Source organism: Paenibacillus yonginensis, assembly GCF_001685395.1.
Lineage (GTDB): Bacteria > Bacillota > Bacilli > Paenibacillales > Paenibacillaceae > Fontibacillus > Fontibacillus yonginensis.
Window position 1 is genome coordinate 702,102 of record NZ_CP014167.1, and the last position, 25,556, is coordinate 727,657.

The following is a 25,556-nucleotide window of genomic DNA, read 5'->3' on the forward strand; positions in this document are numbered from 1 at the left end:
GCAAACTGGCCGAAACGAGCATACTCGCTATAGATAAAGGGGCTGGATCAGGTGGGAGAGCATACAATTGCTTTAAAGGAATGGGCTTCTACGATCAGCGCCCTGCTGGAGGGGGAGCAGCTGATCCTTCTCCGGAAAGGCGGCATTCACGAGGAAACTCGTCATTTCGAGACGAGAAGCGATTCCTTCTACCTCTATCCTACGTATGAACATCAGCGCCGGGAGCTGCTGAAGCCGGAAGTCAGGCATTATGTGGATGATTCCTTGCGCGAGCTGGAGTCTCCGGGGCTTTTGACAGGGCAGACTTATCTGTATGCCTGGGCGGAAGTCGCTGATGACTTTCTGGTTACTTCGGAGCAGGAATTGTCCCGGCTGTATGATTTCCATATGTGGGAGGCAAACTTTGCGGAGGAGCGGCTGCGCTGGAAACGTCAAGATCCGCTGCATGTGTTGCTGCTAAGGGTGCACCGGCTGAACCGTCCGCTCCATGTGCCTGCTTTGCCGGAATATGGAGGATGCAAATCCTGGATTGAGCTTCAGGAGCTTCCACGTCCGGACAAGGACAATCTGACACCGGTGCTTTCTTTAACGGAATTTGCTGAAAAAGCTCGTGTGCTGCGCAGAGCGCTGCGCTCCTCATGATTAAGGCTTGGCCGTTCACCGGCCAAGCCTTGTTTTGATGACAGCCTATGCAAGCAGCGGTGATGCTGAAGGATGAAACAGGAATCCAAATGGCCAGAAAACGTGGATAAGAGCAGGATTTGACTTCCTGTTGAACATTTTATTGCCCGATTGCGTCAGCTTGTTTATTGCGATAGAATGTAATGAGAATCAATTGAGAATCAATAACTTTTCTTAGAATGATTCTAATTTGATACTTATTATGGTATGATTAAAGTCACTATAGGGAGGCGTCCCTGTCAAAATAACGTATACCCAATTTAAGTTTGTAAATAGATGAAGGGAGTCTCAAATTATGTCCACGAAGTTTGTCATTGAAGGTTTGAAAGCAACGATTGAAGGTAAGGAAATCCTGAAAGGGATCGACCTTGAAATTAAAGGCGGAGAAATTCATGCGATCATGGGCCCTAACGGTACCGGTAAAAGTACACTGGCATCCGCGCTTATGGGACATCCAAAATATGAAGTAACAGACGGAAACGTCACGTTGGACGGCGAAGACCTGCTGGATATGGCGGTTGACGAGCGTGCCCGCGCCGGCCTGTTCCTGGCTATGCAGTATCCGAGCGAAATTGCCGGCGTAACGAACTCCGACTTCCTGCGCAGCGCGATCAACGCACGCCGCGGCGAAGGCAACGAAATTTCCCTGATCAAATTTATCCGCCAGATGGAAGGCAAAATGAAGGAGCTCGAAATGAATCCCGAGTTTGCCCATCGTTACCTGAATGAAGGTTTCTCCGGCGGTGAGAAGAAACGGAACGAAATTTTGCAAATGATGATGCTGGATCCGAAGATTGTTGTCCTTGATGAAATTGACTCCGGTCTGGACATCGACGCTTTGCGTATCGTAGCAGAAGGCGTAAACGCTATGCGCAGCGAAGAACGCGGTTTCCTTGTAATTACTCACTATCAACGTTTGCTTAACTATATCAAACCAGACTTCGTACACGTAATGATGCAAGGACGCATCGTGAAATCCGGCGGTCCTGAGCTGGCAGAACGTCTGGAGCAGGACGGTTACGACTGGATCAAAGAAGAACTCGGCATCGTCGACGAAACTGTCGGCCAAGAGCAGGAAGCCTAAGAAACGGAGGAGGAGACAGTATGACTACATTAACCGTTCTTCCCGTTGAGGCTTCGGCCCTGAACGTTTTTTCCGAACGGAACAGCGAACCGGCCTGGCTGAAGGAGCGCAGACTGAAGGCTCTGGAACTGGCTGGACAGCTTGAGCTTCCGAAGCTTGAGAAGATGAAACTGGAGCGTTGGAATCTTAAAAACTTTGGTTCTCCGGCGACGGCGGGACAAACCGGCAGCGAGCTGCCTGCATATGTGTCCGGACTTGTGGACCCTTCGCAAAGCGAATCGCTGGTTGTACAGCGCAACGACGGCACCATTATCAGCCGTCTGTCCAAAGAGCTTGCCGATAAAGGTGTTATCTTTACCGACCTGCAGACAGCTGCGAAAGAACACGCTGATCTAGTACAGCAGCATCTGTCTTCCGTTGTTGCTGCTGACGAGAACCAGCTGACTGCTCTGCATAACGCCGTATGGAACGGCGGGGTATTCCTTTATGTGCCTCGCAACGTAGAAATTGAAGTGCCGCTTCAGGCGTTATTCCTCGTGGATGACACGAAATCGGTATTCGCCCCTCACGTCCTTGTGGTGGCTGACACGAACAGCCGTGTAACTTACGTAGACAACTATGTATCCGGCGAGCTGGACGAAGAGCTTGTGCATAACGGCATTGTCGAAGTGGTTGTCAAAGCCGGGGCGAAGGTTCAATACGCTACCGTTCACCATCTGAGCGGCAAAGTGACGGACTTAACTTACCGCCGTGCTGTTGTTGAGAACGACGGCAGCATCGAATGGATCGTTGGGGAAATGAACAACGGCGACTCTATGAGCGATACGAACAGCATTCTTAAAGGGAACGGCTCCCTGTCCGATGCCAAGATTATTGCGGTGGGCTCCGGTTCCCAGCGTTTGAACTACAGCACCAGAGCCACTCATTTTGGTAAAAGCTCCGAAAGCCAAATGATCACTCGTGCGGTTATGCGCGAGGAAGCAACAGCAATCATCAACGGCATTACCAAAATTGAACACGGCGCAACCAAAGCCAACGGAGAGCAGACGGAGAAAGTGCTGATGCTCAGCCCGAAAGCGCGCGGCGACGCCAACCCGATCCTCCTGATTGACGAAGACGACGTTAAAGCAGGCCATGCCGCTTCCGTTGGACAAGTGAATCCGGAGCAGATCTACTATTTGATGTCTCGCGGCATCTCCCGCGAGCAAGCGGAACGCCTGATCATCTACGGCTTCCTTGCACCTGTGGTTTCCGATATTCCGCTTGAGCAGCTCCAGCAGCAATTACAGGCTCTTGTGGAAAGGAAGCTGGGACAATGAATCCGCAACTGCTGAAAGAGCAATTTCCAATTTTGGATCAGGAGATAAACGGGCATCCGCTCGTTTATCTCGATAATGCGGCTACTTCGCAGAAACCCCGTGCGGTAATCGATGCGGTGAAGCAATATTACGAATGGGAGAACTCCAACGTACACCGCGGAGTTCATACGCTCGGAAGCCGCGCGACTGAAGCCTATGAAGGCGCGCGAGAGAAGGTGGCCCGGTTTATCGGGGCTTCCGATTCGGCGCAAATTATTTTTACCCGGGGAACAACAACGGCTCTGAATATTGTAGCTTCCTCGTATGGCCCGGCTAATGTGGGGGTAGGCGACGAGATTGTGATCACGGAAATGGAGCATCACAGCAACCTGATTCCGTGGCAGCAGCTCGCAATCCGCACGGGAGCCACACTGAAATACATTCCGATGCAGCCTGACGGCCATATTGAGCTGAAGGATGTCGAATCGACGATTACGCCGCAGACGAAGATTGTTGCGATCAACTATGTGTCCAACGTGCTTGGGGTGGTGAATCCGGTTAAAGAAATTGCCGCGATCGCCCACCGCCATGGCGCCATTATCGTTGTGGACGGCGCGCAGAGCACGCCGCATATGAAGATTGACGTGCAGGACCTGGATTGTGATTTCTATGCTTTATCCGGTCATAAAATGTGTGCCCCAACCGGAATTGGCGTATTATATGGCAAGAAGGAACTTCTTGAAGCGATGGAGCCGATCGAATTCGGCGGCGAAATGATCAACGACGTTGGTTTGTACGAATCGACATGGAAGGAGCTGCCTTGGAAGTTCGAAGGCGGTACGCCGATTATTGCCGGCGCTGTAGGTTTAGGCGCTGCCATTGACTTCCTTCAAGGCATCGGCATGGACGCCATTGCTGAACACGAACGCCAGCTGGCTGCTTACGCGATGGATCGTTTGTCCGCCATTGAAGGAATCACGCTGTATGGTCCAAAAGATCGCAAAGTTGGACTGGTGACGTTTAACCTGGGTGATATTCATCCGCATGATGTGGCAACCGTGCTTGATTCTTTTGGTATTGCCGTTCGTGCGGGCCATCACTGCTGCCAGCCTTTGATGCGTTGGCTGAAAGCTTCTGCGACGGCCAGAGCCAGCTTCTATCTGTATAATACGGAAGCGGATGTGGATCGTCTTGTGGATGGCTTAATCCAAACAAAGGAGTATTTCGAGTGATGCAACTAGACGACCTTTATCGCCGTGTCATTATGGATCATTATAAAAATCCGCGCAACCGCGGCTCATTCAGTGATGATGCCTTAACGGTCAACCTGAATAATCCGACCTGCGGGGACCGCATTTCCCTCCAGCTGATCGTGGAGGACGGCATCGTCAAGGACGCCCGCTATACAGGTGAAGGCTGCTCGATCAGCATGTCTTCCGCATCCATGATGACCGATGCCGTCAAAGGGAAAACTGTCAGCGAGGCTTTGGACTTGGCCGACCGCTTCTCGACCATGATGAAGGGCGGAGAAGCTGATTTTGACGAATATGAGGATCTCGAAGCCCTGTCCGGTGTCAATAAATTTCCAGCCCGCATTAAATGTGCGACGCTGGCTTGGAACGCCCTGAAGAAGGGTATCGAATAAGGAGGGTATAACCATGGCCAAGAAAGCGCCTGAAATGGAAGAATATAAATATGGTTTCCGTGACGAACATAAAGCGGTATTCCAGACCGGCAAAGGTTTGACGCCTGAAATCGTAACGGAAATCTCCCGGATCAAAAACGAACCGGAATGGATGCTGGAATACCGTCTCAAAGCATTAAAGCAGTTTGAGAAAATGCCGATGCCTAACTGGGGCGGCGATCTCAGCGAGCTGGATTTCAACGATATCCAGTATTATGTAAGACCATCTGAGAAGCAGGGCAAAACGTGGGAAGAAGTTCCGGCGGAAATTAAAGAAACCTTCGATAAACTGGGCATTCCGGAAGCCGAGCAGAAATTCCTTGCCGGTGTATCCGCTCAATACGAATCCGAGGTTGTTTATCACAATATGCAGGAAGATCTGGAGAAGCAGGGCGTTATCTTTATGGATACCGACACCGCTTTGAAAGAGCATCCGGAAATTTTCCGCGAATATTTCGGTACGATTGTTCCTCCGGCTGACAACAAATTTGCAGCCTTGAACAGCGCAGTATGGTCCGGCGGCAGCTTCATTTACGTACCTAAAGGCGTAAAATGCGAAATTCCGCTGCAGGCTTATTTCCGGATCAACTCGGAGAACATGGGGCAATTCGAACGCACGTTGATTATTGCCGACGAGGACAGCTTTGTGCATTACGTAGAGGGCTGTACAGCTCCGATCTACAGCACAAACTCCCTGCATAGTGCGGTGGTTGAGATCATCGTGAAGAAGAACGCCCGCGTTCGTTACACGACGATTCAGAACTGGGCTCCAAACATTTATAATCTGGTTACGAAACGTGCAGTTGCCGAAGAAAATGCCAATATGGAATGGGTCGACGGCAACATTGGTTCTAAGCTGACCATGAAATATCCGGCTGTTATTCTGAAAGGCCGCGGCGCGAAAGGCAGCGTGCTGTCCATCGCGGTTGCAGGCAAGAACCAGCACCAGGATGCCGGCGCGAAAATGATTCACCTCGCTCCGGATACAACGTCAACGATCGTGTCCAAATCGATCTCCAAACACGGCGGTAAAGTATCCTACCGCGGTCTGGCTTCCTTTGGCCGACAAGCAGAAGGTGCGAAATCCAACATCAAATGCGATACGCTGATTCTGGATAATGAGTCCACTTCCGATACGATTCCATACAACGAGATCATGAATGATAACGTTGTGCTAGAGCATGAAGCGACTGTATCCAAGGTGTCTGAAGATCAGCTCTTCTACCTGATGAGCCGCGGTTTGAGTGAAGCGGAAGCGACACAAATGATCGTTATGGGCTTTATCGAGCCATTTACGAAAGAACTTCCAATGGAATATGCAGTCGAAATGAACCGTCTCATCAAATTCGAGATGGAAGGCTCCATCGGTTAATATTCCAGGTTTAGAAGGCGAACTTTTGAAGTTCGTCTTCTTTTTTTAATCATTATTTTGTTAAAAGGATGAACGGATATGAATCATAAAGTGCAGCTATTTTGGCATGAATTTTGTACAGCAAGCAATCTAAAGAACGTGGAATTTAAAGATGCTTTTCAATTTGGAACCTCTGCAGATGAATTAGCGGAATTGGTTGTGAAAGGCAAGAAAACAGCGACAACTTCGGGTTTTGTGTTCTATGAGCTGGAACAAGCGGCATTACCTGAAGAAGGTGAATATTATATCGTGTTGGATGGTAGGGAAGAGCCGGTTGCGGTTATTCAGATTCAATCTGTTGATGTAGTTCCGATGGACGAGGTCACAGAGGAATTTGCCTTAGCAGAAGGTGAAGGGGATTATTCCTATTGGTGGGATGCCCATGAAAAGTTTTTTACTGAATTATTAAGAGAACATCATATGGAATTTTCACCCAACCTGTTAGTGGTCTGTGAACGATTCAAGAAAGTATATCCTAATACATAGACTGTCTGAGATTTGAGGTTTGATTAATAAGAAGACTTTTCTTTTGCAAGTAGAGCAAACTTGATAAGTGGAGAGAGTCTTTTTATAATCCAAATATAATGAACGTTCAATTTATTGATTTGTATATTAGAATGAACAATCATTCCATATCACTAAAAAATAAGGTTGAAGACAGAAAAAAAGATGCTGATAAAGAATAGGAAAATGGGAGGAACGCCAAATGAGCGGACCCAAAGCAACCAAAACAGTGATTATTACAGGGGCCAACTCAGGCCTGGGTTTTGAAGCGGCTAAACGAGTTGCGTTAAGCGATCCGGAAAGTCATGTAGTTATTGCGGGACGGAATAAGGAAAGAATCCGGAAAGCCAGCGCAATTTTAAATGCAGAAGTTGGTGAAGGGAGGTTCACACCGATGCAGCTGGATTTAGGCTCTTTAGCGTCGGTGAGGCAATTTGCGGCAGAACTGCCCGGACTCGGCTCGGCCTGCCGCCTCTATATGCACTGATTTGCAACGCAGGAGTCCAATATAAACAGCGGATTGAAACTTCAAGTGAGGGTATGAGGCTGCTTTTGCAATCAATTATTTAGGGCACTTTCTGCTTACAAACCTGCTCTTCGAACAGATGGGGAAGGGAGGGAGAGTGGTTGTGCTGTCCAGCAGCAGTCACGATGACCGGATTAAAACGCCGCTTCCTAAACCACAGTTAAGGCCTGCAGCAGAACTGGCTGATCCGGTGTGGGGGGAGCAAGAGGACGCAGCCGCCTTCCTAGGCAGGGCCTATACGACTTCCAAGCTATGTATCCTTATGTTCGCCTACAAGCTGGATCGAAGATTAAAGGCACAAGGCAGAGCGGATATAACCGTGAATGCTCTTGATCCAGGAGGAATGCTGACAGGAATGGTTAGCGAGTGGCCTCCTGCCGTACGGATGATGATGAAGCTGCTATGGCCGGTGTTAAGGCTCGCTCCTAATGCAAGCACACCTCAGGCCTCAGCCAAGGTATTGGCCGAGATGGTGACTTCCGAGAACTACCGGAATATATCGGGCAGATATTTTAGTATGATTGGCTCGTACCGGCGAGGGGCGAAAGAGAAGCAGACTTCTCCTATAAGTTATGACAATCGTGCGGCTTCGCAATTATGGGCGGAAAGCGAACAACTGACGATGAAATAGAAGGAGAAAAAAAAGGGGCTGATCAGCAGCCCCAAAAGGAGCGGTCATCTTTCCAGATTGCAGCCCACTTGTTTGTGTCATCCGCTTGATGCGGTACAAAGTAGGGATGCAGCCATTCCGGAATTCCGCAGCGCAGCAGGAAGAATTTAACCGTTTCTCCCTGCTCGGGTTTGGCATCGCCGATCAGCAGCTTGATGGCAAAACGGTTCGCTTCCTGTTCGATCCGGTCCACGGAAATCAGCGTATTTTTGCGCAGAAAGGGCGTATTCAGCTTCGCGTGCAGCAAACTGTGGCCGAGCTCATGGGCGGCGGTAAACGTGCGCTCGAATTCGTTCAGCTCCTCATTAATATGAATCATTGGGATGCGGTGGGCATTGCTGAAGTATCCCCAAATGTTTTTCCCCAGCCGCTCGTACAGAACCAGGATGTTCTTCTGCTCAGCAATGGCTAAGGGGTCGTTGGTTCCGCAGGTTTGGATCAGCTTTCTGATAAGACGTTCTTCGTCCATAGCCATAGGGTACCCCCGGTGTTATTTTCGATATTTGTTCGGTGTAAATTTCTTCTTCGCCATATATTTAGACAGCCTCAGCGTATTCTCCAGAGAGGCTTTCAACGCTTCACGGTCCTCGTCATCATCAAGCGGTTCGCCGAAATAAGCGAGCGGCACATCGCTTTCCAGTTCATCCAACATTTTCTGCAGCCGTATGGCAATATCCTTTTCCTCTTTAAAAGTTAGGGCGTAAGGATCATCGTTCCCGCCTAAAGACGGATCATCGGTTTTTCCAAGCAGGTAATCGGGTTTGGTTTGTAAAATATCCGCGAGTTTGTCCAGATCGGTGCTGGAAGGGATGACGCGGCCATTTTCGATATGACCGAAGTTGGATCTTCCCATATTTAGCTGCTGGGCGATTTCTAGCTGGGTGAATCCGAGCTGCTTGCGGCGTTCACGTATTCTTTCTCCAAGGGACATAGACAAGGCCTCCAAATTAGAAAAATAAAAACGGTATTTAAAATACTTGACGGTATTTATAATACCAAATATAATCAGCTTATCAACCAGAGAGGGGTGAAAAAGAAGATTTTGCTGAGATCTAAGAATTGAAAGAAACAACGTTTGGTTTTGTGGGTAATTATAATACTTTTATATAGTTTAATTTATTTTCAGGGTAACATCAATACTGTTTTTGATTTTATTTTTTTCGAAGTTTGAGTATTTAAATACCGTATTAAGCTGGGGGGAAAAGAAATGTCGGAAAAAATGTGGCTGGACATGCTGCCCTTGAAAACCTCATATGAGCAAACCCTGGAGTTGCTGGAACAATTAAGGCTGGAACGGGGGGCAGAACACCCCGATTATAAAATGCTGGGTGAGATGATATCGGATTGCCGGTATGTGCTGGAATGGCTGAACAGCGGACGCAGACCCGGAAATCGGCGCGGCATTGAAAGGAGGGCGGCTTACCAGCGGGAACAGCTGATGGATCCGATCAAGATGCAAATTTTCGTGAGTCCGCCCGCTGCCGGAAGCTCCAGCCGGATAACGGATTCGGAACGGGACAGGCTGGAACAAGCCCTTGCTTTGCTCAGCAGCCGGGAACAGGAATGTTATACGCTGGCTCACGGCTGTTGTTATTCGTTATCGGAAATAGCGGACATGCTGGGGATTTCGAAGAGCAGTGCTGCTTTATACGTGAGGCGGGCGCAAAAGAAAGTGACGGAATGGATCGGCCAGGAGGGGCAGGAAAGCAAGAAAAGCAGAAGTTAGGGCGTGAAGAACGGACGGACGAAATGGGATTAGACTTGTCACACGGGTGCCACCTAAAAGTGAAGGGTATTTTAAATACCTGGTAAAAGAGATGGATATTAAAAATATCGCCTGATAACAGCGATGAAGTTCTGAAGGGAGGTGAGGGGACTGAGCCTGATAGGATACAGCGGTTGAGGCCGGAGCTAAGGTGCCGAGGAGCATTCTGGAAGAAAAGGGGGCGTAACACTACCTGTGATTCCTGTAGAAAACATAAGGTCATTTATTGTGGACGAGGTGAGCGGTTATACGGGGCTGCCTTTCAAAGAGCAGGACGAACCGGATAATGGCGAAACGTCCTGGCTGGTATTTGATTTCAGCCGAATTATGGACAACCGGGGACATCCGGTTGTGGAATATGAGTCCGGCATCATGCGTGAAACGCAAACGGTAGAATTTACGGTCACCCTGTACGTTTATGGATCAAGTCATCTTGAACGGATTATCGGCAGCATGAAAGCGAGGGACTGGCTGGCCCACACCGGACGCGACGGGCTGAAAGAGAACTTGAATTGCGTGCTGGTGAATGCGGGTCCGGTAACCAACAGGGATTACAAGGAATACGAAGATGCGCCCTGGATCCGGCGGGAAGGTTTTGATGCGGTCTTCCGGACCGTCCAGGTAAGGGAAACGGAAGTCGAAACGATTGACACCGTAATTATCAAAGGAGCTGATCAGATTGTCTCAAATTAAAGACGTAAACGTTATTATTGATATTAAACGCCCAACGCCGCTTATCGGTTTTGGCAAACCGCTGATTCTGGGGACAAGCGCTGCAGGGCTTGATTATACCTCTTTTGCTTCACTGACGGAAGTAAGTGCGGTTTATCCGGCGGGAACAGAGGAATACAAAGCGGCGTCCGCTGTTTTTGCCCAGGTTAACCGGCCTGAAGAATTAGCGATCATGCAGCGCAAGACAGACGAACCATGGACCGATTTTATGGCCAAGGTTTTGGAGAAAGACTTCTACTTCCTGATCAGCACGAGCACCGCTGAGGAAGATGTGCTGGCGATCGCACAGGCTGTTGAGGAGCATGACAGCCGGCAATTTTTTACCCGTTCGTCGGATCTGGAGGCGGTCAAAGCGGTTCAGGCGAAAAAGTTCCTGAATACAACGGTCTTTTACCATACCGATGTGGACAGCTATCCGGAAGCGGCATTGATCGGCGAAGCCGGCTCCAAAGCGGTCGGTTCAATCACCTGGAAAGGCCAGCCACTTCAAGGCATAGAGCCTCTCGATATTACGGCGGACGAGCTTCGTGCCATCCATCAAGCAGGAGCAATTACTTTTGTAATCAAAGCCGGGGATGCGGTGACGAGTGAGGGGATGACTTCCGGCGGCGAATACATCGATATTGTCCACGCCAAACATTACGTGGTCTACAGTATCGAGTTTGAGGTGCAGAAGCTTTTTAACACCGCCTATGACCATAAAATTGCTTATGACAACACAGGCATCGCCCAAATCGAGGGAACCGTGCGCGGTGTGCTGCAGCGCTGCCTGACCCAAGGCATCATTGCCAAAGACGACAGCGGCAAAGGGTTGTACAGCACCAGCTTCCCGGGACGTGAAGCTTTGACCGCCGCGCAGCGGCAAACCCGCAAATACGACAGCGGCAGCTTCGAATTTGAACTGGCCGGGGCCGTTCATGAAGCTACGATTACAGGTTTGGTTACTTATTAATCCATATTTTTAAGGGGGATAACAACTATGTTTCATACTTATGATGCCAGCAACGTATCTGTAACGATTAACGACGTAATTTTGACCGGGTTCTCCGAGGATATGCTGGAATATGAAAAAGACGAAGATTCCTGGACAACCAAAGTTGGCTCGCAAGGAGACGTCGTGCGTTCCAAAATCAACAATTCGCTTGCAACCTTGACGGTTACTCTTCTGGCTACCAGCCCGCAGGTTCCGATGCTGGAAGCACTGGCGCAAAGCGGCGAAGACGCCAAGGTTTTTGTTTCGGTAAGCGGACCAGTCAATGAAACTATTACTGCTGATCAGGCTTTTGTGAAAAAGCCCGCCACACGGACCTACAACAATGAAGTTGCTGACCGTGTTTACGAGCTGCAGCTTGTCAATCCGACTTTGACTTCCAGCTTGTAATCTATCTATATATCGAGTGTCTGCTGTTGATCTCCAGAAAGCAGCAGACCTCTTGGTTACTATCATTCTACCCACGAAAGGGGTTCATTTTATGCCTGGCTTTAAACAAAAAGAATTTGTATCCCAATCCGGCCAAACCTATTTGTTTCAGCATCCCGGCGTCCGGGCCGTCTCCAAAATCAACGATGCCGCCAAAAACAAATTTGGGGTTGTATCCGAAGAACGCCTGTCCGAGGAGATTCTGAAATACGTGGTAGTTGAACCGAAGCGTAAAATCGACGACTTTGACGATTACCGGGAATACAGCGAAGTCGTTAATGCTGCTTATCTATTTATTTCCGGGCAAGAAGGTGAACGAGATGATCCATCCGAAGGAAGCCGAGCGGAGGGCTAAAGAACGCTGGCGTTACTGGCGTCTGCTGCTGTCTGATATCGGCATTACTTATTCCGATTTGCACCAGATGGATGAAGAGGACATCGCGGAGGCAAACGCGGCACTGGATCTTTATATCAAGCAGCAAAATAAATCCAGGCCAAAGTAAGGAGGTGTTCCGAATTGGTCAACAGGAAAAAAGCAAAAGCCCGCGAGATCGCTGAAGAAGCAGCTGCAGCGGCTAAGGCTGCAGAAGAAAAGGCCGCACTGGAGCAGGTACAGGCCAAGATGGAGGAAGAGAAAAATAAAAAAAGGGAAAAAGCCAATCAGCAGCTGCTTGCTTTCAGCAAAACCAGCATTCAAGCCATCATGGAGTTTGGCAAAACCTCTTATTCGGCTGCCTCCGAATTTGAAGCTTCCATGTCTAAAATCCAGAGGGCAACCGGATTAACCGATTCTCAGATGACAGCCACTAAAATGGCTGCAAAAGATTTGTATAAACAAAACCTGGGCGGAAGCTGGGACGAGCTTGGAGGCACGCTGACGGAAACGATCAAGCTGACGGATCAGCAGGGAACTGCACTGGAGCAGACGGCGAAAAACGCCCTGCTGTTAAAGGATTCGATCGGCGTAGATGTAACGGATTCCGTTAAATCGGCAGATGTGATGATGAAGCAGTTCGGCATTACCGGCAGTCAGGCTTTTGGACTGCTGGCTCAAGGCGCTTATGCCAAGCTAGATCCCAGTCAGCTGACTGGGGCAGCAGAAACCTATGCCGAAGATTTCAACAAGCTGGGCTTCAGCGCGAACCAGATGTTTGACCTCTTTGCTGCAGGAAGCCAAAAGGGCGAATACAGCCTGGACCAAATCGGCAAAACCTTTCAGCAGTTTGAGAAAATGGCCGGCAGCGGTTCAGCAAAAAGCGCGAATGCGCTTAAAAGCCTTGGACTCAACGCGCAGCAGGTTCAAAAGTCTATCGCGGCCGGCGGACCAAGCGCCAAAACTGCTTTTGATCAGGTTGCCGGGGCGATTGCCGGCATCACTGATCCCATCAAACAAAATGCAATCGCCACAGATTTGTTTGGTTCGGAATTTGGCGGCATGGAAGGTCAGATGGTGGCCGCGCTGGCAAGCGCACGCAGCCAGTTCGATCTGACCAAACAAACGATGGAGCAGCTGGATCGGCAGCGTATCAGCTCGCCTGGTGAAGCTTTCGAAGCCTTCAAAAAACAGATCGCAGCCGATGTCCTGATTCCGGTAGGGCAGCAGCTGTTGCCTGCTTTTAACCAATTCGGCACTTGGCTGACCAGCCATGAACCGCTGATTAAAAGCTTTGGAGCCGCTCTGGCTGATAATTTCGGAAAAGCGATCGGCAGTATTTCTTCAGCTTTGAGAACGGTGCTGCCTTATGCGGAAGCCTTCATTAATTACGCTGCGGATATGGCAAACAAGGTGATGCAGTGGAAGGGGGTTGTTCCGGTCGTTATGGGGGTAGTTGGAGACTTAGCGGCTTACAAGACCATGGTCACGACGATCACGGCTGTTACGCGAGTATGGGGCGCTGTCTCTGCTGTGTTGTCTGCCAATCCGATAACCTTAATTATCGCGGCTATTATAGGTTTAGGCGTAGGGCTGGTTGTTGCGTATCAGAAGATCGAATGGTTCCGGAACATGGTGGACGGGGTTTGGAACGCGATCCGAATCGGCGCATCGGCCACGATGGATTTTTTTACTGTGACGATTCCGAATGCTTTTAATAAGGGAATCAATTGGGCTATTGATCAAATTAACTTTCTGATTAACAAATATAATGATCTTGTGACCTTAGGCGGTCTTTTGGGGGATGGGCTGACGATTCCTACTATTACTCACATTGGTCTAAGTACATCTGAATCTGCCGGCAACGGCACCAGGGGAGGCGGAGCAGGTGGACATGGCGGAACCAGCGCCGTTCAGGGCAGTTATAAAACCGGACTTCCCTTCGTACCGTACAACGGTTTTGTTGCCGAACTGCACAAGGGAGAACGTGTCCTGACGGCGGAGGAAAATAAAGCCTACACGTACAACTCGACTTTAGCCGCTCCAGTCAAGGTAGTTCCCAGCTACGAGAGCCGTTCTGGCCTCGCCGGAACCGCCAAGGGATCTGGCGTGAACCCGGGCGCTATGAACATCAACCTGAAGGTGGACGTAAAAGGCGGTTCCCTGGACAGCCGGCAAACCGGTGAACTGACGGCCCAGTTCCGTCAAGCCATGCAGCAGGTCTTCCAGGAAACGATGCGCCGCGGGGGATTGGGGGGAGCGCTCTGATGGCCAAAATAGACGGCAGGTACATTCTGGTTGAGAAAGAAGACTTGACCTTTGACGTGGAAATTACCCAGCAGCCAGTCGAACGATCTATAGACCTGACGGACCACGTTCAACGCAAAGCCCGTTCTCTTTCGATAAGCGGTTTGGTAGTGGACGACCCGGCCGGGGGCTACAAGGCCGCTGAAATCCACCGGTACCTTGTGGAATGCCAGGAAGGCGGGAAAATCGTGGATTTTACCGGCAGGACTACCATTCACGGCCTTTTGTCCGGTTTGTCCACGAGCCGGGATTACACCGTGGCAGACGGGTTTACTTTTTCGGTGACGATCACGGAGGTATTGATTGCTAACGCTTCAAAGGGGGGAGCTGTCTCTGCCCAGCTAAAACCTCAGACCCAGGAGGTCAAAAGCGCCGGGTTTAAGCAGCCCAAGAACAACAAGAAGACGCCGGGCAACATCGTCAACTCTAACCTGGTTCAATCGCCCAAAATGGGAACAAATCAAGCACAGTCGCCAATGAAGAGCAGCAAGTGGGAGGAGGACAGCTGATTATGGAATATATCGATATCGAAAAAGAGCTCATCCCTTACCGCTTCGACATATCCATCCTCAATGAATTGTTTACGATGGAGGTTCACTACAACGATGATTACGATTTTTTTACAGTCGATTTAGAACGAGATGGTGAAGTTCTGGTGGCGGGCGAAAGGCTGGTCTACGGCCAGGCCTTGTTCCAGGGGGTGATGGACAACCGCTTTCCCAAGCTGACGATCGTCCCTTTTGACGAATCCGGCCAGCAGAATAACGTAAATGCAGCGACGCTCTCGGAGAGCGTTTTTTTATTTCTAATCGACGAAGCTGAAGGTGAAGCCGATGGTGATGCGTAATTTTGGGCGGGTAGCGGAGGTCATTGCCGGCGGCAAAACCTTTTCCATGAAAGAGTTTAATCTTGAAGCTTCGGTTCCCTTTGACTCGGATACGCTGCCTAATGAGTCGGAGATCAAGCTGTGGAACCTGTCGGAGGACTCTTTGAATCTATTCCGGAAGAAAAAGGATAATGATCCGCCTATCCCGCTTAGGTTGAACGCAGGTTACGAGGGGGATGTGGGCCTGCTGTTCAGCGGTTATATTTCCAGCGTACAGACGGTTTGGGACGGGGTGGATAAAGTTACCACAATTCACGTGCTGGACAGTCTGCGGAAGGACACCCAACAGGAGATCAGCTTTGCCAAGGGGACCTATGGGAGCGCGATCATCCGTCAGCTCGCTCAACAGGCGAACCTTCCGGTCGCCATGCTGAAGCTGGTCAGGGATTACCGTTATGAGGATGGGTATTCGGCCAGCGATACGCTGGTCTCGATGATCAGCCAAGTGGCCGAGGATTGCCAAACCAGGGCTTATATCAGCAAAGGCAAGCTGTATGTGCGCAGTTTGCGCGAGGGAGCATCCAATTTGATTCAGCTGGACAAAACCAATGGGATGATCGGGCTGCCCGAATATTTTGAGGAAAACGGCCTTAAAGGCTATCGCTTGAAACAGCAGCTGCAATACCGGGTAACGATTGGAACAGTCATGGAGTTATCGAGTTTTATTTTCCAAGGGAAACTTTATGTTCAGGGCGGGACCCATCGTATTAGCAGGAGCGGAGATTTTATGACGGAATGCGAGGCGGTATTGTGAACAATGATCCTTCGGGAGTTCTTTATCAAGCGGTCAGCGGACTGATGAATGCCAAACTTTCGCAGGTTCGTGTAGGATTGGCATGCAGGGTCGTCAGCTTCGATCCGTCTTCCTGTACAGCGGATATCCAGCCGCTGATCCGAACCGCCGGTAATGATCCGGCCATGATTCATAACGTTCCGGTTCTGGGCCAAAGACTGATGCTGGAAGGAACGGTGGAGGAGCTGGTTTATAAACCGCGGCTTAAGACGGGGGATTTGGTTTTTGCGGTCTGTGCTGACAGGGAGCTGAAAAATGCCCGCACCGGCCAAGTAGCCGCGCCCGATACGGGGAGACGGCACAGCGTTAACGATGCGGTGATCGTGGGGGTGTTCTCATGGAGTCTTTAAAGCTTGAAGCAGATGGAGACGTCAGCTTTGAGATCATCAGCGGCCAGGAGGAACTGGCCCAATGCTGCCGGATCGTGCTCGGAACCAAAACCGGTGAATGGTTCTTGAACCCGGACAGCGGATTGGATTACAGCTTGTTCTTGGGCAAAGACATCAACGAAACGCAGATGAATGACGCACTTAGTACAGCACTGCTGCAGGAGGAACGGATTACATCCGTGGAGTCCGTTTCTTTGTCTATCGACAGGAAAGCCCGGACCCTGACGGCTGGCTTTAAAGCCACGGGGATGGACGGGGCTGAGATTTTATTGGAGGAGGTGGAGGTAGGTGCTGGATAAAACGGGATTTAAGCGAAAAAGATTCAGCGATCTGTTCACCGACATGGAGAACAAGGCGCGTGAGGTATTCGGCGAAACGATGAATACGTCCGAGCGTTCGCCGCTCGGGATTATTTTGCGGATCTTCGCCTGGTTTCTGGCCAAAGTCTGGAGTACGGCAGAGGATGTGTATAACAGTGGTTATATCGGCACAGCAACGGGAGTCAATCTGGACCGCTTGGGGCCGTATGTGGGAATCAGCCGAATTTTGGAGCAGTTTGCATCGGGAATCGCTGTTCTTACCGGGACAGCCGGGCATTCGGAACCGGCAGGATTTCGGCTTGCCACAACGGGCGGAATACAATTCGAGACAACCGAGCGGTTGACCTTCGGGAACGATGGAACGGCGAGCGTCCACGTGCAGGCGATTGAGCCGGGACAAGACTCGAATATTGCGGCAGGTACCCTGACGGTGGTGGTGAATCCGAATCCGAATGTACTGACCGTTACCAATCTCGAAGCCTTTACCGGTGGACGGGAAAAAGAAACGGATGCCGAGTTCAGGACCCGGTTCCAGCAATCTGTGGCGGGCGGCGGCGCTGCGTCAGTAGATGCGCTTCGCGGGGCGCTATTGCGGCTCGAGGGGGTTCGGGCAGCGGCGGTGATCGAGAATAATACCATGGAACCTGACGCTGCGGGCAGGCCGCCAAAATCCTTCCAGGCTTACGTACTGGGCGGTGACGAACAAACGATAGCCGAGACAATTTTTGCAACGAAATCCGGGGGGATCGAAACGTTTGGCGACATCGAAAAGGAGGTCATGGACATTGCCGGTTACGGGCATGTAATCAAATTCAGCCGTTCGGAAGAGGTCGCCGTTCAGATTGAAATAGCTGTTGCCTCCAATGAAAGCTACCCAGCGGACGGTGATGACCAGATCAGGAAGGCGATTATCCGTTATATTGGCGGAGAAGATGAAGCGGGGAGTTATTATAACGGCTTGTCGATGGGAGCAGATGTCGTATATACCCGGCTGATCAGCGCGGTTTACAGCGTTCCGGGCGTGGAGGACGTTTCACTAAAGGTTGGAAAGGACGGCAGTATGGATACACAAAATGTGGTTATTGCTCCCTATCAGGTAGCCCAGACGAAAGCTGAATATATTGCGGTGAGCAGCCATGTTTAGTTACAAGGATATGATGAACCGGTTTGCCGATGTGTTTAACAAAGACCCCCATAGTAAGCTGGGCCGTCTAATAAGCATTCTTTATGGCAGTCTGCAGGATGCCCATACAGCGCTGGAGACAGTTCGGGAATGGCGGGCGATCAGCCAGGCGCAAGGAACAACCCTGGATATGATCGGTCAGAATATTGCCCAGCCTCGCGGCGCGGCGACCGATGAGGTTTATCGTGTGCTGATCCAGTCGAAGATCGCAAGGAACCTTTCCAAGACGGATGTAAATACGATTATTCAGGTCCTTGCCCTGGCGCTTAATTGCGATTATTCAGAGATCCATATCCAGGAGAAATATGACGATCCGCAGCAGTCGGAACCTGCGGCTGTATCTTTGGCCCGTCTGCCCGTTAAGCGGCTGAATGAAGTCGGCATGTCACCGGTTCAGTTCGGCCAAATCGTACAGAAGACGGTGGCGGCAGGCGTCCGGGTTGCGCTGATCGAATTGTCCGGGACATTCCGGTTATCCTCGCAGTATGCCGTTTTGGAAAGAAGCAGCCTGGGTTTGGCCGATCCGGACATGACTACAGGCGGTGCGCTTGGCGAGGTTTATGTGCCGGGCAACGATTATGTTTTACCTATTTAGTCTACTTTCAGGAGGGGTACTATGGCTTACGAAAAACAGGCGCCGGACTGGTCGGCAGCAGGTATTGAACCGCCACAATCTAAAAGAGATTCAGGGTGGCAGGTTGAGGATCGGCCCCCTGCAGCTTGGCTGAACTGGTTTATGAACCGAACCAGCGAGTCTTTGAAGGAGCTGCAGGGAAAGGCGGCAGAGAAGGCTTGGGTGGAGGATGAGCTTGGTGGGATTACAGTCCAGGACGCTTCTCTCACTCAAAAAGGTATCGTGCAGCTCTCCAGTGCAACCGATAGTGCGGCAGAGGATCGGGCAGCTACGGCAAAGGCGGTTAGAGACGCGGCAGTGCAATCCAAAGTCTACACCGATCAGCAGATGGCCTTGGTGACGGAAACCGGCGTTCCGAAGCTGGTCAGTTATCCGCTGCTGGTAACGGCCGTGGAAGAAGGCCAGACGGAGTTTGAGATTCCGCTGGATACGTTTGATGCTAACACGGACACGCTGCTGATCTCTATCAACCGGGCTGTGCTGGATGCTACTCAATACACCTTGACCAATACAGTGCGGGGGGAGGATGGCTCGGTGACGCAGCGGGCGATGCTCAACTTGGCGAGCGGTCTGAAGACTGGCTCTAAAGTAGCCATGGTCGTGCTTAAAAACGTGCCGCTCGGCCCGGAAGGCGCGATCAACGGCGCGGTGCTGGCCGAGGGAAGTATCCCAAGCAACAGGGTCAGCGGGTTTGATGCGCACTTGGCGGATAGTGTGTCACATGTCCACTATGGTCCAGACACGGGGACTGCAAATGCTAAAGTAGTAACTCTTAACCCGGCACCGGTTGCATATGTGGAAGGCTTGGCAGTTTCATTTAAAAACGCGGTTCAAAACACGGGGGCAGTTACGATCAATGTCAACGGGTTGGGCACTAAATCAATCCTGAAATCTAATGGATCTGCTCTATCGAGTGGGAATCTGAAAGTAAATAGCATATACACGCTACGATACAACGGAACGGTTTTTATCTTACAGGGTGAAGGGGGGGAATACGGAACGGCGGCGGCCGGTGATGTACGGTCTGGAAAAACAATCGGCACAGATGCAGGACTAGTTTCCGGGTCACTGGTCACCAGAGATTCAGGGGGAGCGGTGACGGTGGCGCCGGGAAGTAGTGTGCAAACATTGCAGGCTGGGATTTACGATCATGCGATTACGGTCAATGCGCCTACGGCTACACCTGGTAATAAAAAGATATTGTATGATTTCAATTATATAACTATGTCGGGAAGTGGTTGGAAGTCCGCTAAAAGAGTAATATGCGGTATTTCAGGTACTTATCGAATATCTATAACAGTGCAAACAAGCAATGCTGATTATCAAGCAAATGTGCGAATATATAAGAACGGAAATCCTTACGGTACATTACGGCTCTTTGGCTCATTTACTCCGATTACTTACACCGAAGACCTGGCTTTCGTCGCAGGAGATGTTATTGAGGTTATGTTGAGTCCAGATAATCTTGGTAATGCAACATTAACTGGCTGGACATTCGGTGTGGAGAATTTTGGAATGCTGGTCTACGATTATGCTTAAAGGAGGAAATGCATGTGATTATCGTTAAATATCAAAATGAAGAGGAAATGCAACAAATCATCGACGAGAAACAGGCTGCCGGGTATACCTTAATTGAGGTACAGAATATTACTGAGGGCAATTTTCTTGGATTTGAGGAACCAGGTTGGATACCAACAGAAACCCCACCCGATGTTACTAATCAAATCAAGGAGCTACAGAACGAAAACACTGATCTCAAATTGGCTATAGCTGAATTAGCAGAGACAAACGAGTCCGATAAAATTGATATGCAGCTTGCGCTGGCAGAACTGGCTGAACTCGTGGCTGGAGGTGATCAAGTTGGCTAAAATATATTTCGATCTGATCAAGATTAACATGAAGAAAATTGAAGACGTACCAGCGCGTTGGCGGTCTGATGTGCAAGCCATGCTCGACGCAGATGCAGCGCAGTAGGATGAAACTACGCAACAACAGCAGCGCCAATTGTGGCGTTTTTATTTTGCCCTCGGAACCGATCCGGGGGCTTTTTATATGGATAATGGCAATTAGATAGACAAGGGGAGACGGGATGCGGTGAGGGGAGCAGAGGTGTAAGACAATGCAAAGCTGCTGGTCGATATTCGGATCCAACTTGCACGGATCGCAATGACCATTAAAGTGGTTCCTACGTTTGCCACAGCGGAAGAAACGTTGCGTGTCCTGTCATACAAACCAATCAGCAAAGTCAACACACCATCGTCTGGATATCTGCAGTCGGCGAAGGAGGGGCGGCTGAGAAAATACTGAAAATGGGCAGCCGGTCAAAGCAATAGCGGAGTAGCACTTTAAATGGCAGAAATAGTCCTTAGCAGAACGAAAGCGCAGAATGGAAGACCTGCAAGGGTTTAAACGTACCTTCTACGGTACGATTATGATGAATAGGCGTTATTGCTGCGTTTGCTTTAGTGTCCTGGACTAAGATTGGGGAGGATATAATGAACATATCAAACGACATTTTAACCCTAGCCGCGCTTGTGACGGCTTATGTAGGAGTTGCCAAAGGTTTTGGTCTTAAAGATAGATGGATCAACCTTGCAGCCGTGCTCATCGCGGCTGTTTTTGTTTTGGTTCCGGATTGGATTCAGGGCAAAATGATCCTTATTTCTATCATTGGACTGAGCGCAACCGGAGCGTATCAATTTGCCAAAAATAAGGAGTAGATGAATAATGGTTCGACAAATCTCTCAGGCAGGCATTGATCTGATCAAGTCTTTTGAAGGCTGCCGGTTAACGGCATACAAGGCGGTTCCCGATGAAGCCTACTATACAATCGGTTATGGACACTGTGGTCCGGATGTGAAAGAGAAGATGACGATCACGCAGCAGCAGGCTGAAAGCTTGCTTGCCAGCGATTTGCTCAAATTCGAGGCTTATGTGAACGACCCTGCTTATGTACCGGTTACGGCGCAGCTTACGCAAAACCAATTTGATGCTTTGGTCAGCTTCTGCTACAACTGCGGTCCAGGCAATCTCAGCAATCTATGTAAGGGACGTACAATCGCTCAAATTGCTGAGAACATCACCAAATACAACAAATCAAGCGGCATGGTATTGACTGGCTTGGTGAAACGTAGATCTGCTGAACTGGATTTATTCTGTAAACGAGAGGCGGGGAAACCCTTGGATTTTAGTCAATATCAATGGGACATCCTGGCCCAAAACGTAAAGTCGCTGCTTAATCGCTCGGTGATTACGGATAAAGCATGGCTGGAGAAGATTGAGAACAAGACGCTTACGCATACGGAGCTTACCTGGTTGACCTTTGTTTTGGCCGTAAGGCCAAACTAATGGCTTTTTAGAAGCCGTAATGAATAATAAAAAACCAAAGACAAGGCTATGCCTTATCTTTGGTTCGTGATCTTTTTAAAAAAGCTAATAAAATATAAGCGGGTAAAGCTTATCTTACATAAACACTTCCTGAATCGCCGTCTCCGGCTCTTTGGCCAGGTCCGCAAACCGGGTTTCGGTCTTCACCAAAGGCCGGAAGAAATCGGAATGGTTGGTCATGACGATATGACCGGTTTCACCGGTAGTCAGCAGGACTTTTTTGCCGATGAAGTTGGGAATTAAATGCCGGATCAAAGCCTGCACGGCTTCGCCGCTTAATTGGCCAAAGCTGAGCTTGTACAGCTCCTGCAAGGTTGTCAGCTGTTCTTTCTTGGATTGGTAGACTCTCTTGGAGGTCATGGCGCTATATGTATCCGCTACTGCCGTTATACGGGCATAAGGGTGAATTTCTTCTTTGTATAAACCGTAAGGATAACCGGTACCGTCATCCCGTTCATGGTGTTGTCTTGCTACTAATGCCGCAGTTTCGTCACCTGTTGAGTTGAGGATCAATTCGTAACCATAATGGGTGTGTTTCTTGATAAATTCGAATTCCTCTTCAGTAAGCTTGCCGGGTTTGTTAAGGATGTGGGGAGGGATCATACATTTTCCCATATCATGCAAATAACCTGCTTTGCCTATTTTATAGGCTTCTTCTTGGTCGTAACCCATCCACACCGCGATGTAGAAAGAAAGAAGTCCGACCTGGAGCGAGTGGTTGTAGGTGTATTCGTCTTGGTGGTTAAACATCATCAGCAGGGAAACAACGTCTTTTTGAGCTGTCAGATCGTCCATGAGAGGTTTAAGAGTTTCATCAATACCTTCATCGCTGAATTTGCCATTTGCCAGAGATTCCAAAAAAAGCGTTTCAAAAACATCGATGGCGCCTTCGAATTTGGGTTTTAAATTCAGAAGGGAGGCTGACAGGGATTGATTCGGGGAGGAGGGGACATCTTTGATCGGTGGTTCAACGTCTACGTAATCGATGCCATGCTGAACAAGCTTCACGATGGCTTCATCGGTTAGCGAGGCTCCCCGTTGAAGAACAAACACACCAAAGCTGTTAAAAATATCCTCCGTCACCCGATCACCAGGACGAAGTTCCATAACATGCATTCGCACAGGACCATCCACCTTCTACTAAAGTATTATATACCTTAATATATCAGGCAATATATGGATTGACAATCCTATTCACGGTTCGACAGAATCAGTTCTTTTCAGATATAGGGTTCCATGGTCCTTGCTGTGCGCCTTTCCATTCAGAGCCGTCGTCCCATATTTCTTTTTTCCAAATCGGGACTATTCGCTTGAGCTGCTCGATCGCATAACGGCTGGCTTCATAGCAGCTTTCGCGATGCGGAGCCGACACGGCGATCACGACACTGGCTTCGGCGATATCGACTTTGCCGGTCCGGTGGCTGATTGCGCACAAAGCTCCCGGCCATTTCAGGCCGATTTCAGCCCCAATCCATTGCAGTTTCTTGAGCGCCATAGGAGCATACGCTTCATATTCCAGATAAACGGTACGTTTGCCTGCGGTCATTTCCCGGGTTGTTCCGACAAATACCAAAGATGCCCCGTGGTCCGGGTGAATAACGCGCTGGGTGATTTCCTCTACATTTAAAGGAAGCGAAGTCAAATGATATAAGCCGTCTGCGCTTTGTATGGAATCTGCGGAAGGCTCTCCGCCTGAAACTGGCGGGATCAGGGCGATCTCGTCATTCAGGGTAATGGGCGCTTCATCTGCTGCATATTCATGATTTACGGCCAGGAAAGCTTGGGCGATTTGGCTGGAGGCCTGCGGATAAAGCTCTGTCAGGAGCGATTTTAATTCTGCCGCGGTAACGGAAACTTTTTCTCCCAGTTCTACGTTAATAAAAGTCGAGCCTATGGCCTCTGCAAGACCGGCGAAAAGTTGGATCCGAAGGTTCATATTCTAATCTCCTCAAATTTCTCTTATTATATAAGTATAATATATCATAAGAGAAGTAGTGGATGACCGGCAACCGGTACCGAAAGGAGAGCGAATAACGGGATGCAGCAACATACAGAATCAGAACAGCTGATGATACTTCACACTAACGATATCCACAGCCATTTCGGTGCAATGGTGCAGCTCTCCGAGATGATCGAAGCGGAGCGTCAGATTTGGCGGGACGATCTTCTGCTGCTGGACATCGGCGACCATATGGACCGGGCCGCAGTGGAAACGGAAGGCACGCTTGGCCAGGCCAATGTCGACGTGCTGAATCTGACCGGGTATGATGCCGTGACCATCGGTAATAACGAAGGGCTTACTTTTACGCCAGAGCTGCTGGAGCAGGCTTATGCAGGGCTGCAGTGTCCCGTGGTTTGCTGCAATATCAAAGAGACTTCAACCGGGGCAGCGCCTGGGTGGATGAAAGAACATCATATTGTCGTGAAAGCGGGCTTTACCATCGGTTTAATCGGGGCCACCGCCGCTTTCTCCGAGTTCTACCGAATTCTGGGCTGGGAAGCTCTCGATCCCATTGAGTCCATACGATCGCAGGTTGAGCAGATCCGCGGTCAGGTCGATTTTGTAATCCTGATGTCCCATTTGGGACTGCGAATGGATGAGCAGCTGGCGGAGGAGGTCCGGGGAATCGATCTGATTTTGGGAGGACATTCCCATCATTTGCTGGAAGAACCTCTATATATTAAGGAAACTTGTCTGGCAGCAGCGGAGAAATACGGCCATTACCTGGGCAGAATCCTGATCGGGCGGAACCCTGCAGGTCAAACCTCTGTGCAAGAGGGAGGGGTTCTGAAAGTGGATCCGCCTGCGGTTGGCCGGGAGGGCGAGAGGGAGCCGCTCAACAAGGTTGGTGAAGCCATCGCCATTCATGCCAGACATGCGGCCGAGCAGTTGAAGCGTACCGTAGCTATTACGCAGCAGGTTCTTCCGGTGCAGTACGACGGCGAGTCTCCTTTTGCCAATCTGCTGGCTCAATCCGTCCGCCGCTTCACAGGCAGCCAGATCGCGATCGTCAATTCAGGCCAGCTTCTGGGCGAGCTGCCGGATGGGGAAATCTCCGAGGGGGTGCTCCATGCCTTATGCCCTTCGCCTATCAATCCCTGCCGTATGAAGCTGAAAGGGGCGTACATTCTCCAAAGCCTGGAGGAATCGCTGATTCCGGAGACAACAGCCAGGCCGATTTACGGATTCGGGTTCCGCGGCAAGGTGCTGGGGTCTCTGTGCGTCGATGGCATGGAGATTGAATACGATCCTTCCCGCGCCCCCTTTAGTCGAATAAGCAAGGCTACTATCGAGGGGGTTCCGATTGTCCCTGAAATCGAGTATGATGTAGGAACATTGGACATGTTCACCTTTGGCATAGGGTATAAATCCCTTTCGTTTGGTACAGAGAAGGTGTTTATCCTGCCCGAATTCTTAAGAGATCTGCTCCGCCTGGAACTGCAAACACCAGGGGCTGTCGAGCAGAGCTTATCATCCAGATGGCACAAGCAGCCTGAGCATTAATCGG

The 25,556-nt window shown here is 50.0% G+C and carries 33 protein-coding genes; 29 read left to right on the forward strand and 4 right to left on the reverse strand.

Annotation, left to right across the window (positions count from 1 at the left end; all coding sequences use genetic code 11):
* The first annotated feature begins 51 nt into the window (after positions 1–51).
* From AWM70_RS03160 to AWM70_RS03200, 9 genes are all read left to right on the forward strand, one after another.
* On the forward strand, positions 52–642 hold the full coding sequence (locus AWM70_RS03160) for a DUF1802 family protein (RefSeq protein ID WP_068694280.1): 591 nt from the start codon (positions 52–54) through the stop codon (positions 640–642).
* A gap of 334 nt (positions 643–976) precedes the next feature.
* Entirely contained in the window at positions 977–1,765 is a 789-nt protein-coding gene (sufC, locus tag AWM70_RS03165; protein WP_068694282.1) for a Fe-S cluster assembly ATPase SufC, read from the forward strand.
* Positions 1,766–1,785: 20 nt separating this feature from the next.
* Positions 1,786–3,084, forward strand: coding sequence for a Fe-S cluster assembly protein SufD (gene sufD, locus AWM70_RS03170; protein ID WP_068694284.1), 1,299 nt, complete (start codon positions 1,786–1,788; stop codon positions 3,082–3,084).
* Complete coding sequence (locus tag AWM70_RS03175; protein ID WP_068694286.1) at positions 3,081–4,295, forward strand: cysteine desulfurase; 1,215 nt, start codon at positions 3,081–3,083, stop codon at positions 4,293–4,295. The genes sufD and AWM70_RS03175 overlap by 4 nt, the downstream gene beginning before the upstream one ends.
* Entirely contained in the window at positions 4,295–4,708 is a 414-nt protein-coding gene (sufU, locus tag AWM70_RS03180; protein WP_068694288.1) for a Fe-S cluster assembly sulfur transfer protein SufU, read from the forward strand. Before AWM70_RS03175 ends, sufU begins: the two co-directional genes overlap by 1 nt.
* Before the next feature lie 13 nt (positions 4,709–4,721).
* The gene (gene sufB, locus AWM70_RS03185) at positions 4,722–6,119 is read left to right on the forward strand and encodes a Fe-S cluster assembly protein SufB (RefSeq protein ID WP_068694290.1); all 1,398 of its coding nucleotides are present in this window, start codon (positions 4,722–4,724) and stop codon (positions 6,117–6,119) included.
* Between the two features lie 78 nt (positions 6,120–6,197).
* Positions 6,198–6,644, forward strand: a complete 447-nt coding sequence (locus AWM70_RS03190) for an ASCH domain-containing protein (RefSeq protein ID WP_068694292.1) — start codon at positions 6,198–6,200, stop codon at positions 6,642–6,644.
* A gap of 220 nt (positions 6,645–6,864) precedes the next feature.
* On the forward strand, positions 6,865–7,149 hold the full coding sequence (locus AWM70_RS03195) for an SDR family NAD(P)-dependent oxidoreductase (protein WP_068694294.1): 285 nt from the start codon (positions 6,865–6,867) through the stop codon (positions 7,147–7,149).
* Positions 7,150–7,291: 142 nt separating this feature from the next.
* On the forward strand, positions 7,292–7,819 hold the full coding sequence (locus AWM70_RS03200; protein ID WP_068694296.1) for a Rossmann-fold NAD(P)-binding domain-containing protein: 528 nt from the start codon (positions 7,292–7,294) through the stop codon (positions 7,817–7,819).
* A 22-nt stretch (positions 7,820–7,841) separates the two neighbouring features.
* Here the strand turns inward: AWM70_RS03200 and AWM70_RS03205 are convergent, their stop codons facing one another.
* Both AWM70_RS03205 and AWM70_RS03210 read right to left on the reverse strand, forming a co-directional pair.
* A complete protein-coding gene (locus tag AWM70_RS03205) occupies positions 7,842–8,333 on the reverse strand; it encodes an ImmA/IrrE family metallo-endopeptidase (RefSeq protein WP_237167817.1) in 492 nt (163 codons plus the stop codon).
* A 15-nt stretch (positions 8,334–8,348) separates the two neighbouring features.
* Positions 8,349–8,789, reverse strand: a complete 441-nt coding sequence (locus AWM70_RS03210; protein WP_068694298.1) for a helix-turn-helix domain-containing protein — start codon at positions 8,787–8,789, stop codon at positions 8,349–8,351.
* A 276-nt stretch (positions 8,790–9,065) separates the two neighbouring features.
* On the opposite strand from AWM70_RS03210, the gene AWM70_RS03215 reads away from it, so the two are divergent.
* From AWM70_RS03215 to AWM70_RS03300, 19 genes are all read left to right on the forward strand, one after another.
* On the forward strand, positions 9,066–9,584 hold the full coding sequence (locus AWM70_RS03215; RefSeq protein ID WP_237167818.1) for a sigma factor-like helix-turn-helix DNA-binding protein: 519 nt from the start codon (positions 9,066–9,068) through the stop codon (positions 9,582–9,584).
* Between the two features lie 234 nt (positions 9,585–9,818).
* Positions 9,819–10,316 carry a phage neck terminator protein gene (locus AWM70_RS03220; protein WP_068694300.1) on the forward strand — a complete coding sequence of 166 codons (498 nt, stop codon included), beginning with the start codon at positions 9,819–9,821 and terminating at the stop codon, positions 10,314–10,316.
* Positions 10,303–11,307: a DUF3383 family protein gene (locus AWM70_RS03225; protein ID WP_068694303.1), complete on the forward strand. Its 1,005-nt coding sequence runs from the start codon at positions 10,303–10,305 to the stop codon at positions 11,305–11,307. Before AWM70_RS03220 ends, AWM70_RS03225 begins: the two co-directional genes overlap by 14 nt.
* Positions 11,308–11,334: 27 nt before the next feature.
* Positions 11,335–11,736, forward strand: a complete 402-nt coding sequence (locus tag AWM70_RS03230; RefSeq protein ID WP_068694305.1) for a phage structural protein — start codon at positions 11,335–11,337, stop codon at positions 11,734–11,736.
* A gap of 91 nt (positions 11,737–11,827) precedes the next feature.
* Positions 11,828–12,130 carry a hypothetical protein gene (locus tag AWM70_RS03235; protein WP_068694307.1) on the forward strand — a complete coding sequence of 101 codons (303 nt, stop codon included), beginning with the start codon at positions 11,828–11,830 and terminating at the stop codon, positions 12,128–12,130.
* Positions 12,096–12,278 carry a hypothetical protein gene (locus tag AWM70_RS03240; RefSeq protein ID WP_068694309.1) on the forward strand — a complete coding sequence of 61 codons (183 nt, stop codon included), beginning with the start codon at positions 12,096–12,098 and terminating at the stop codon, positions 12,276–12,278. Before AWM70_RS03235 ends, AWM70_RS03240 begins: the two co-directional genes overlap by 35 nt.
* 14 nt (positions 12,279–12,292) lie before the next feature.
* Positions 12,293–14,416 (forward strand): phage tail tape measure protein, encoded by a 2,124-nt coding sequence (locus AWM70_RS03245; RefSeq protein ID WP_068694311.1) that lies wholly within the window; start codon positions 12,293–12,295, stop codon positions 14,414–14,416.
* The gene (locus AWM70_RS03250) at positions 14,416–14,964 is read left to right on the forward strand and encodes a phage baseplate protein (RefSeq protein ID WP_068694313.1); all 549 of its coding nucleotides are present in this window, start codon (positions 14,416–14,418) and stop codon (positions 14,962–14,964) included. Before AWM70_RS03245 ends, AWM70_RS03250 begins: the two co-directional genes overlap by 1 nt.
* 2 nt (positions 14,965–14,966) lie before the next feature.
* Positions 14,967–15,302 (forward strand): phage baseplate plug family protein, encoded by a 336-nt coding sequence (locus AWM70_RS03255; RefSeq protein WP_068694316.1) that lies wholly within the window; start codon positions 14,967–14,969, stop codon positions 15,300–15,302.
* A complete protein-coding gene (locus tag AWM70_RS03260; RefSeq protein WP_237167819.1) occupies positions 15,289–16,095 on the forward strand; it encodes a phage protein in 807 nt (268 codons plus the stop codon). The genes AWM70_RS03255 and AWM70_RS03260 overlap by 14 nt, the downstream gene beginning before the upstream one ends.
* Entirely contained in the window at positions 16,077–16,484 is a 408-nt protein-coding gene (locus tag AWM70_RS03265) for a Gp138 family membrane-puncturing spike protein (RefSeq protein ID WP_068694318.1), read from the forward strand. The genes AWM70_RS03260 and AWM70_RS03265 overlap by 19 nt, the downstream gene beginning before the upstream one ends.
* Positions 16,472–16,822, forward strand: coding sequence for a contractile injection system sheath initiator (locus AWM70_RS03270; RefSeq protein ID WP_068694320.1), 351 nt, complete (start codon positions 16,472–16,474; stop codon positions 16,820–16,822). The genes AWM70_RS03265 and AWM70_RS03270 overlap by 13 nt, the downstream gene beginning before the upstream one ends.
* Entirely contained in the window at positions 16,812–17,987 is a 1,176-nt protein-coding gene (locus AWM70_RS03275; RefSeq protein ID WP_068694322.1) for a baseplate J/gp47 family protein, read from the forward strand. Before AWM70_RS03270 ends, AWM70_RS03275 begins: the two co-directional genes overlap by 11 nt.
* Positions 17,980–18,621: a hypothetical protein gene (locus AWM70_RS03280; RefSeq protein ID WP_068694324.1), complete on the forward strand. Its 642-nt coding sequence runs from the start codon at positions 17,980–17,982 to the stop codon at positions 18,619–18,621. The genes AWM70_RS03275 and AWM70_RS03280 overlap by 8 nt, the downstream gene beginning before the upstream one ends.
* Positions 18,622–18,642: 21 nt before the next feature.
* Complete coding sequence (locus tag AWM70_RS03285) at positions 18,643–20,199, forward strand: phage tail protein (protein WP_068694326.1); 1,557 nt, start codon at positions 18,643–18,645, stop codon at positions 20,197–20,199.
* A gap of 14 nt (positions 20,200–20,213) precedes the next feature.
* Positions 20,214–20,528: a hypothetical protein gene (locus AWM70_RS03290; RefSeq protein WP_068694327.1), complete on the forward strand. Its 315-nt coding sequence runs from the start codon at positions 20,214–20,216 to the stop codon at positions 20,526–20,528.
* On the forward strand, positions 20,521–20,634 hold the full coding sequence (locus AWM70_RS24080) for a CD1375 family protein (protein ID WP_252100477.1): 114 nt from the start codon (positions 20,521–20,523) through the stop codon (positions 20,632–20,634). Before AWM70_RS03290 ends, AWM70_RS24080 begins: the two co-directional genes overlap by 8 nt.
* Positions 20,635–21,155: 521 nt before the next feature.
* Positions 21,156–21,380, forward strand: a complete 225-nt coding sequence (locus tag AWM70_RS03295; RefSeq protein WP_068694328.1) for a hypothetical protein — start codon at positions 21,156–21,158, stop codon at positions 21,378–21,380.
* Positions 21,381–21,387: 7 nt separating this feature from the next.
* Positions 21,388–22,008: a lysozyme gene (locus AWM70_RS03300; protein WP_068694329.1), complete on the forward strand. Its 621-nt coding sequence runs from the start codon at positions 21,388–21,390 to the stop codon at positions 22,006–22,008.
* Between the two features lie 114 nt (positions 22,009–22,122).
* Here AWM70_RS03300 and AWM70_RS03305 read toward each other — a convergent pair whose 3' ends face one another.
* Positions 22,123–23,169, reverse strand: coding sequence for an HD-GYP domain-containing protein (locus AWM70_RS03305; RefSeq protein ID WP_068694330.1), 1,047 nt, complete (start codon positions 23,167–23,169; stop codon positions 22,123–22,125).
* Positions 23,170–23,257: 88 nt separating this feature from the next.
* On the reverse strand, positions 23,258–23,983 hold the full coding sequence (locus AWM70_RS03310) for a molybdenum cofactor biosynthesis protein (RefSeq protein WP_068694331.1): 726 nt from the start codon (positions 23,981–23,983) through the stop codon (positions 23,258–23,260).
* A gap of 102 nt (positions 23,984–24,085) precedes the next feature.
* Between AWM70_RS03310 and AWM70_RS03315 the strand changes: the two genes are divergently transcribed.
* Positions 24,086–25,552 (forward strand): bifunctional metallophosphatase/5'-nucleotidase, encoded by a 1,467-nt coding sequence (locus AWM70_RS03315; RefSeq protein WP_068694332.1) that lies wholly within the window; start codon positions 24,086–24,088, stop codon positions 25,550–25,552.
* Positions 25,553–25,556: the final 4 nt, after the last annotated feature.